The organism is Mycolicibacterium pyrenivorans (genome assembly GCF_025821625.1).
Taxonomy (GTDB): Bacteria; Actinomycetota; Actinomycetes; order Mycobacteriales; family Mycobacteriaceae; genus Mycobacterium; species Mycobacterium pyrenivorans.
The window spans coordinates 40,715-50,117 of the sequence record NZ_JACKSH010000287.1 but is presented as its reverse complement, the minus strand read 5'-3'; the positions used below and the strand labels follow the sequence as shown (position 1 = coordinate 50,117).

Below are 9,403 nucleotides of genomic sequence, written 5' to 3'. Positions count from 1 at the left end.
CGCAGACGGGCTATCGCCCGTCAACTACGAGATCAGGGAATCCAAGACCAAGCCGGAAGCGGCATAGGAAACCCTCCACGATTTCGGGGGAACCACACGACCAACGCCCGCCTGACCGCCGCTCACCTGCGATGTGAGAACTTTCTTTACTGATATCAAGAACTAGAGTCCGATGCGCTTGGCGATGATCTCGTTCATGATTTCGTTGGTGCCGCCGCCTATTCCGAGAATTCGGCAATCTCGATAGTGTCTCTCGATCTCAGACTCACGCATGTAGCCCATCCCACCGAAGATCTGAACCGCCTCATTGACCACGTAGTCGCACGCATACACAGCGGTGTTCTTGGCCATCGACACCTCGGCAACGACATCCTCCCCCGCTAGCCACCTCTGCATGACCGCACGGGTGTAGGTGCACGCCACGTCGACCTGTCGAGCCATCTCCGCAAGCTTATGGCGAATGATCTGGCGCCCCGTCAAGGGTCTACCGAACGTTTCACGTTCCCGCGCCCAACTCTTGGCAAGATCGAGAGCCCGACCCGCCGTCGCGTACGCCTGGCCGGCGATGCCGAGCCGTTCAGCCTGAAATTGCTGCATGATCTGCAAAAACCCGCTGTTCTCTGCCCCCACCAGGTTGTCAGCCGGTACGCGAACGTCGACGAAAGACAACTCGGCGGTGTCGCTACATCGCCACCCCATCTTGTCTAACCGGCGGGACACTTCGAATCCAGGCGAATTCTTGTCGATCACAAGCAATGAAACTCCACCGTAACCCGGTCCGCCGGTGCGTACCGCCGTAGTAACGAAGTCCGCTCGAACTCCGCTGGTGATGAATGTCTTTGCTCCGTTGACCACGTAGGTGTCCCCGTCGCGCACCGCGCGTGTGCGCAGATTCGCGACATCTGAGCCTGCCCCAGGCTCGGTAACGCCCAGCGAGCCGATCATCCTTCCTGCGAGCGTAGGACGGACATATCGTTCAATCAGGGCGTCGGAGCCATTGGCGGCAATGTGGGGAAGGGCAATGCCATGGGTGAACAAGGCGGCGCAGACGCCAGTGGACCCGCCTGCGGCCAGGATGGCCTCAGTGACCAGCGCAGAGTCAATCGCATTGCCGCCGCTGCCGCCGACTTCTTCTGGGAACCCGATTCCGAGAAGCCCCACCTCGGCAGCATTGAGGTGCAGGTCGCGCGGAATCTCACCCACCTGCTCCCATTGCGCTAGCTTCGGCGCGATTTCACGTTCGACGAAAGACCGCGCCATCTGACTCAGCGCTCGTCGCTCCGGCGTGGTCCACACCTCCGGGGCGACAACGAAACGAGCTGCCCCATCCTCGCTTGTCATGGTCGTGCCAGCGTCCGTCATCTCAGCCTCCGGGAGAATTTGATGGATGATTGATTACAAGGAGTCTGATGCTTGCCGTCCTCAGACAGGAAGGGAGGACGCGACGCGCGGCAGCCTAAGCGGTCCGGCGGCGTGTAATCTGCAGCGGCGCAAGGACATGAACACAAGCAGTGGAGCATGGTTCTCTTCAGAACCGGACGAGCCCTCGGATGTTTTTTCCTGAACGCATATCCTGGTAGCCCTCGTTGATTTGGTCGAGGGAGTATTCGCGGGTGACCAACTCATCGAGCTTCAACAACCCAGCGGAGTACAGCTCGACCAGTCGCGGAATATCGTGCGGCGCATTGGATGAGCCATACAAAGCGCCGCGAATCTGCTTCTCGTACAGCGTCATTTCAAGCAATGATCCTGAGATCGATGAGTCGTCGGGGTGCCCGATGGCCGTGACCACGACGCGCCCCCGCTTTCCGACCAAGGCCAGCGCTTCCGCGGTGTAGGAGGCCTCAGCCACATCGGTGGTGAGGATGCAGACATCAGCCAGCTTGCCCAGCGTCATATCGCTGACCAACGACCAAGCTTCATCCATCGAGGCCGCGGTGTGCGTCGCACCGAACCCGCTCGCTTGCTCCCGCTTGAACTTCACCGGATCGACCGCCACAATCGCTAACGCTCCCGCGATTCGCGCGCCCTGAATCGCATTCATTCCGATTCCCCCCGCTCCGACTACCACGACGGTGTCCCCGGCGCGCACCTCCCCAGTCCGCACCGCAGATCCGTAACCGGTCGTGACGCCGCAGCCGATCAAGGCTGCCCGATCCAGGGGGATCCCGCCGTCAATCTTGACCACGGACGCCTTCGGCACCACTGTGTACTCGGAAAACGTTCCGAGCAAACACATCTGCCCGACGTCCTCGCCTCGTGCGTGAAAGCGATAGGTGCCGTCGATCTGCGGTCCCATCATGAGCGCCGCTCCCAACTCACAGAGATTGCCCATGCCGCGCGCGCAGTACGAGCAGCGCCCACACGAGGGAAGGAAGGTCAAGATGACAGAATCACCTTCGGACAGTTCCTCAACCCCTTCACCGCACTCCACGACTGTGCCAGCACCCTCATGACCCCCCACTACCGGCAATGGGATCGGGAGGTCGCCGGTCACCAGATGTTCGTCGGAATGGCACAAGCCGGTGGCCGCGAGGCGCACGAGGACCTCCCCGGGACCTGGCGGATCCAACTCGACTTCTTCGACCTCCCACTTCTGCTCCAAGCCCCACAAAACAGCGGCACGTGTCTTCATGCTTAAGTCCCTTCTTTTCTATCTAATGACGCTTCTGAAGTAGTTATCCCGACCGCGCACGGCGATACCGCGAACTGTCGTGGATGATCTCCGGGCACGTCGCCCAGGGGCCGCGGCGGCCGCTCGCCCGCGCCCGGTCTCGTACCGGACTGACATCACACATTGAGCAGGTCGTGACGCTTGTCGGCCTCAAGGATTGCCCGATATTCTGGAAAAAGGTTTTTGGCCTGCGGTATGAGCTTGATCAGTTTCGTGACAGGACCTTTCGCTCGTACCGTTCCTTTGGCCATCGCCATGGTCAAGTTCACCTTCCCCAACCAGAACCTGTTGCCGGTATCCGCGGACATGAACAATTCGACATTCGGTGTAACGCCACTGTCCGCACCAGTCTCTATCACCTTCTTCGGCATATCCACGGTTACTACCGCATCCGGATCGGTGTAGTGGATCCGCAACACCACCCCGGACCCGGCAAGTCTGTTCGCAAGGTCTTCGTTCTCCAAACCTCGTCGAAAGATGCCAGCGAGGTAGCGGTAAACCTCTTCCGCATCAGCGAAGACAGCCATCGTGAATCTCCATTCTGTTGACGCAATCCAAGCACTCACAAAGAAATCCGTTGGGTCGCAACCAGTTTGATTTCCTCCGCAGGCAATCAGGACTCATAGGAGTAAATTCCCTGCCTCCCTCAGCGCCTGCGCGAGTCGACGTTCGGCTCGCGGCAACTGCGCAGCGAGGGATGCGGCGCCACTCGCTCGCCGGCGCGGATCTGCACCGCGTTCGTAAGCGGTGTGCGCAACAGCGGTCCACAACTCAGATGCGGTCTTCGCAGCCTCCGCTGCTCGGAACGCAGGTTCGAAACTCAACTCTTCAGCGATGCGCCGACATCCACGTGCCTGCAGATCTCGGAACAGACCGCCTCCGGTTCCAGCCTTTTCGATGAAGGCGCTCAGCGCAAACAAGGCACCGTCGAGGGTGTCGTCGTCAAAGATCTCCGGCCACCGCTTGAGGTCCTCCACAAAGGTCGATACCCCTGATAATCCACGCACCTGAATTTCACAATCGGAGCCCTCGGTGATCGGCGCGCTCACAAACGAACCCTGCATCGCGTCCGCGGACCTACGGAAGGCCGACCGGGCAGCATTGCCGAGATCTGGTGCCGCGCCGGGCCACTCGACCGCGTAGGTGGTGTGCCGCGTGGGGACGGGAAATCCCGTCGATGCTCGCGCCTTCCGTAAATTCTCGTACGGCACCGCTTGAGGTGTATCGCGATCGTTGTCGACCACGAACGCGAGTTCCTTGTCGTCGTCGTACCCCACGATCACGACGTCGTGCCGGCTCATACTCAGATGCGTTCTCAGATAGGGCAATTCGGCGATGTCAGTCCACACCATGACCGGCGTACCGGCATCGATCTGTTCGGTCACCCATTTCCACCCGAGATCGGGGTCGTCTGTCGAACGACACTCGAAGCGCGCGCCCAACCGGGTCAAGTATTCGTCTTCGAGGTCCGCGCTGCGTCCAACGAGGTAGATCGGTGGACGTAGGTGCGCCGAGCGAACATACGAGAAGTCGAGGGCCCCGCCGAGAGCAAACACGATACCTTCGTCCGGGGTGTCATCACCCCAACGGATCCCGGCCCATTCGGTCAAATCCCGAAGAGCCCCCGATCCGCAATGGCCGCCCATGTCGTGGCGATACGGCACCACCATCGATGCCATCAATCCTCCTCCTCTAGATGACTAACGTGCAGGCGGCAACTCATCTGAGTCATAGGGAACGCGAGATGATTTCCTTCATCACCTCGTTCGTGCCGGCATAGATTTTTTGCACGCGCTGATCCACCCACAATCTCGAGATGGGGTACTCGGTCATGTAGCCATATCCGCCGTGAAGCTGCATACAGTCGTCGAGCACCTTCATCGCTCGCTCAGTGGTCCACCACTTCGCCATGGCGACGGTCTGCACGTCGAGTTCACCCGAAAGGTGCAGGTCGATGCAGTAATCGAGAAACACTCGTGCGATGCGCGTTTCGGTCGCGGCTTCAGCCAGCGTGAACTTGGTGTTTTGAAAGCCGAAGACAGGCCGACCGAACGCCTCCCGCTCACGCGTGTACTTGAGCGTCTGCTCCAGGGCAAGTTCCATCGCTGCGACAGCCCCCACCGCGACAATGAGTCGCTCTTGCGGCAGCTGCGTCATCAGCTGAATAAAGCCTTGTCCCTCGGCCTGGCCCAGAAGATGCGAGCGCGGAACTCTCACCTCATCGAAGAACAACTCCGAAGTGTCCTGGCCGCGCTGGCCGATTTTGTCGAGAACTTTGCCACGACGGAATCCCGACCGGTCTGCCTCGACAGCGATCAGAGAGATACCCGCGGCGCCCTGGCTCGGATCTGTCTTGGCGACAACGATGATCAGGTCGGCCTGTTGGCCGTTGGTGATGAACGTCTTCGAGCCCGTGATCACATATTCGTCACCGTCGAGGATGGCCTTTGTCTTGACGCTCTGGAGATCGGAACCCGTACCCGGTTCGGTCATGGCTATCGCCCCGATCATTTCACCGGAGGCCATTTTGGGGAGCCACTGCTTACGCAGCTCTTCAGTCGCGTATTGCAGGATGTAGTGGGCCACGATTCCGCTGTGCAATCCCGCGCCCCACGAGCTGTCGCCGATGCGGGCCTGCTCTTCGAGGACGACCGCCTCGTGCGCGAAAGTACCCCCGCCTCCGCCATATTCCTCAGGTATTGACATGCAGAGTAGGCCCAGCTCGCCTGCTCGGTTCCACAGTTCTCGGTCGACGTGGTGCTGTTCTGCAAAGCGCTGCGCATGCGGCGCCAGTTCGGCCGAGAAGAACTTCGCAGCGAGGTCACGAAGCTCGAGTAATTCAGCATTCATCCAGGGAGAGATTGGGGAGGACATGATTACCTTCCGACTGTTGGAATTCCGGGGACTTGACGTTATTGCGTTTCGATTTCGATGAGGTATTCGCCGGCAGAGTGGCGGGCACGGATGGCCTTTTTGTCGTACTTTCCGACGCTCGTTCTCGGAATATCGGACACGAAGCTCCATCGCTCAGGAATCCACCATTTGGCGACTTTGTCCGCAAGGAACGATCGGAGTTGGTCAATGACAACGTCGGTTCCGGGGTGGACGACGACAAGCGCCAACGGCCTTTCCTGCCATTTATCGTCCGCGACGCCGACTACCGCCGCTTCGTACACGGCAGGGTGCCCGATCAGCGTGTTTTCCAGCTCCACCGAGGAGATCCATTCGCCACCTGACTTGATGACGTCTTTCGAGCGGTCGGTCAGTGTCAGATAGCCCTCGGCGTCGATCTTGCCCACATCACCGGTACGCAGCCATCCCTCGTCGAACTTCTCCGTATCGTTGTCTCCGAAATAGGACCCAGTGATCCAAGGACCGCGCGCCTGGATTTCCCCAACTGATTGCCCGTCCCACGGCACGTCTTTCCCGTCGTCATCCCGCAACCGGATTTCGACACCGCAGATCGGCCGACCCTGGGATGCGCGCATTTCCCATCGTCGCGTCGCGTCGGCTCTGTGAGCCGGACGTGCAACGGTCGCCAACGGAGAGGTTTCGGTCATACCCCAGGCCTGCACAATGGGCACGTCGTACTTCTCTTCGAATGCCCGCATCAAGGAAACCGGAACAGCAGATCCCCCGCACGCGACCAGCCGTAACGAAGAAATGTCCCGCTCAGGGTGCGAATCCAGATATCGGTCGACATCGTTCCAGATCGTCGGCACTGCACCGGCCAAGGTCGGTCTGGTGTCTTCGATGATCGACACCAACGGTTCGGCTTGGAGATACCGGTCAGGCAGTACCAGATCCGCACCGGACATCAACGCTGCGTAGATAAGCCCCCACGCATTGGCGTGAAACATGGGGACGATGGCCAGCACACGGTCGGCCTCGCTGACTGACAAAGCGTTAGCTGTGCAGGCGGTCAGGGAGTGAAGGTACGTCGAACGGTGGCTGTAGACGACGCCTTTGGGGTCTCCGGTGGTGCCGCTCGTATAACACATGGCCGCGGCGGACAGCTCGTCGAGCTCAGGCCAGTCAAATGATTCTTCTTGGCCGGCAAGCACTTCCTCGTAACGCAGAACGGTCTTCCCGCATCCCTGTAGCGGGGCAAGGTCGCCCTCCCCGGTCGCGATGACGGTGTGCACCGATGCCATCGCCGGGAGCGCGCGCGCCAACAACGGGGCAACCGAAGCGTCGACTAACACAATCTGATCGCTCGCGTGGTTGGCGATGTACGCGAGTTGCTCTGGGGCCAAACGAATGTTGAGCGTGTGCAGGACTGCGCCCATGGAGGGAATCGCACAGTAGGCCTCCAAATGTTCCTGGTTGCTCCACTGGAAGGTGGCCACGCGTTGGTCCGCCGTGATGCCAAGGCTGCGCAGCGCATTGGCAAGGCGAGCCGCTCGCGCCAGCACAATGCGGTAGGGCGTTCTCCGATATCCATTTCCGGTCGGAGTGGCGACCTCGCTGTCAGGGTGTATGGCTGCCGCATGCTTAACGATCGCCGAAACCGTGAGGGGAACATTTTGCATTGTGCTTTGCATCGTGTAGTGCCCTTTCAGGCGAAGAGGTCGGGACGGCTGTTCGGCTGGTCGATGAATGAACCGTAATGCGTGCTCAGTGCTTGCAGGATTTCTGCTAGGGGTAGATCGTCGTAGGCTCCCCGGTCGCGCAGATACTCCATGTGCTGGGTGCGGTCAGCGGTGAAACCATGGAGTAGCGCGTCACTACGGCCGTCGAATTCGATCGGCGAGACACCGAAACGTGCGCACAGCTCGCGATTGAACGCCGGGGTGGCCTTGACCCACGCACCGTTGAGGAACATGAGACTGTAGCCGTGGTAGACGAAAACGTCGGTACCACCCATCCGCTCGCGCAATGTCTTGGTCTGGAGGTGGTTTCGGACGTCGGCGAACCCCAGCCGCGCCGGGATTCCCGCCGCTCGGCACGCTGCAGTCAAGAGCACGGCCTTAGGGACACAGTAGGCCCGTTCTGAGGTCGCGACGGTGCTGGCGCGATACGCGTGTGGGTTGTCGGTCACCGTGTAGGGGTCGTACCAAATGGAGTCACGGACCGCGGTGAAGATGGCGATGGCCTTCTCGGTGTCGCCGCGGGCACCACGGATCGCCGATGATACGAAGTCACGTACCGAATCTTGTTGCCAGTCAAGAAACTCCGTGGGTTCGAGGTAGGGCCTGTGGTCGACGGTCATCGGCGCTTCATCTCCAACGGAAGTCCGTCCACCGGAATGGGCAGCGAGGTGTTGTCCCATCGGACGTGATAGTTCTCCGGAACCGTCCAAGTGAACGAACGCAGCATCCTGTGCAGGATTGCTTTGACCTCGAGCGTCCCGAATTGCATGCCGATGCACTTGTGCGCTCCACCTCCGAACGGAACCCAGGCGAATCGGTGGTGTTGGTCTTCGCGCCGAGGCTCGTCGAAACGTGAGGGATCGAACCGCTCCGGATCACTCCAGATCGTTCGATCGAAGTGATTCACGGCAGGCGTTATGGCGCACAACGTGTTCGAGGGGATGTGATATCCATCGATGGCGACATCTCGAACCGTCTTACGCATCACCAGCGGAACAGGTGCAAGCAGTCTGAGCGCTTCCTTGATCACGCGGTCGATGACCGTCATCTTCTCCAGGGCCTCGATGTCCGGCAACCCGTCACCGATGGCCGCGGCTTCCGCAGCCGCAGCCTCCTGCCACTGCGGATACTTGGCAAGGAAATAGGTGACCGCTGCGGTGGTGATCGTCGATGTGTCGTGGGCCGCCATCATCAAGAAGATCATGTGATTCACCACATCCTCGTCGGAAAACCGCTCCCCATCTTCGGTCGTGGCTTGACAGAGAGCAGCGAACAGATCCTCCGTTTCACCGGCTCGCGCGGCCGGCAGATGCCGGAAGAAGTAGTCCTCCAAGACGCGCCGCCCTTGCACACCAGCGCGGAATCTGGTTCCCGGAAGCGGAGCACGCACAAGGGAACTCGCCGCCCGGACCGTAGCGACGAACGCCTTGTTGACAGCATCGCTCTCGTCCTTGCCGCGGCCGCCCATAAAGACGTCGGTAGCGATGTCGAGGGTGAGTTCCTTCAACAGTGGGTAGATTCGAACCGACGGGCCCACCGGCCACGCAGGCACTGCCGAGCGAACGCATGGGGTCACCTGTTCGACGTATCCGGTCAGGCGCGGACGCGTAAACGCCTCCTGCATGATGCGCCGGTGCATCAAGTGCTCGTCGAAGCTCATGAGCATCAAACCGCGATGGAAGAAGGCGTCGATCAGGAAGGACCAGCCATCCTGAGAGAATGCCTTCGCTTCGCTCGTGAACGCCTCTCGAGTGGCGTCCGGGCCGGCGATGACCACCATCTTGGTGCCGAACGCGCCCATCCACGACACCGAACCCAGACGCTCGTAACGCTCTCGACTGAAATCCGAGCCGAATCGTATGTAGTCGAGCGTGTGACCCACCACGGGAAGTCCGGCATCCCCGCGCACGGCTTTCAATCCACTGCCCGCGGGTGCCGGTGCCAGTTCACGAACCGGCCAGTCCCGGCTCCATCGACGCCATCTGTCGTCGACGGCGCGAGGCGCGGGGACCATGATCACAGAGGACAACCGCTGCTTCACGTGGTGCGCAGGTGCGAGAAGGTGATTCGTCATGGTTCCTCCTGGACGCTGGGCCGCTTTGACGGCGTCCACCAGTCTTTACAAAGATGACATTGA

Annotated in this window: 8 protein-coding genes; all 8 read right to left on the bottom strand. The window is 60.4% G+C overall.

Features of this window, described 5'->3' with window-relative positions:
• Window positions 1-162 precede the first annotated feature (162 nt).
• Window positions 163-1,362: an acyl-CoA dehydrogenase family protein gene (locus H7I57_RS31640; protein WP_264028441.1), complete on the bottom strand. Its 1,200-nt coding sequence runs from the start codon at window positions 1,360-1,362 to the stop codon at window positions 163-165.
• Window positions 1,363-1,528: 166 nt separating this feature from the next.
• The gene (locus tag H7I57_RS31635) at window positions 1,529-2,635 is read right to left on the bottom strand and encodes an NDMA-dependent alcohol dehydrogenase (RefSeq protein ID WP_264028440.1); all 1,107 of its coding nucleotides are present in this window, start codon (window positions 2,633-2,635) and stop codon (window positions 1,529-1,531) included.
• A 155-nt stretch (window positions 2,636-2,790) separates the two neighbouring features.
• Entirely contained in the window at window positions 2,791-3,201 is a 411-nt protein-coding gene (locus tag H7I57_RS31630; RefSeq protein WP_264028439.1) for an SCP2 sterol-binding domain-containing protein, read from the bottom strand.
• 93 nt (window positions 3,202-3,294) lie between these two features.
• On the bottom strand, window positions 3,295-4,353 hold the full coding sequence (locus H7I57_RS31625) for a BtrH N-terminal domain-containing protein (protein WP_264028438.1): 1,059 nt from the start codon (window positions 4,351-4,353) through the stop codon (window positions 3,295-3,297).
• A 49-nt stretch (window positions 4,354-4,402) separates the two neighbouring features.
• Complete coding sequence (locus tag H7I57_RS31620) at window positions 4,403-5,548, bottom strand: acyl-CoA dehydrogenase family protein (RefSeq protein WP_264028437.1); 1,146 nt, start codon at window positions 5,546-5,548, stop codon at window positions 4,403-4,405.
• A gap of 38 nt (window positions 5,549-5,586) precedes the next feature.
• Window positions 5,587-7,206 carry a fatty acid--CoA ligase gene (locus tag H7I57_RS31615; protein WP_264028444.1) on the bottom strand — a complete coding sequence of 540 codons (1,620 nt, stop codon included), beginning with the start codon at window positions 7,204-7,206 and terminating at the stop codon, window positions 5,587-5,589.
• A gap of 26 nt (window positions 7,207-7,232) precedes the next feature.
• On the bottom strand, window positions 7,233-7,886 hold the full coding sequence (locus H7I57_RS31610) for a transglutaminase-like domain-containing protein (RefSeq protein WP_264028436.1): 654 nt from the start codon (window positions 7,884-7,886) through the stop codon (window positions 7,233-7,235).
• Entirely contained in the window at window positions 7,883-9,340 is a 1,458-nt protein-coding gene (locus H7I57_RS31605) for a cytochrome P450 (protein WP_264028443.1), read from the bottom strand. Before H7I57_RS31605 ends, H7I57_RS31610 begins: the two co-directional genes overlap by 4 nt.
• Between the last annotated feature and the right edge of the window lie 63 nt (window positions 9,341-9,403).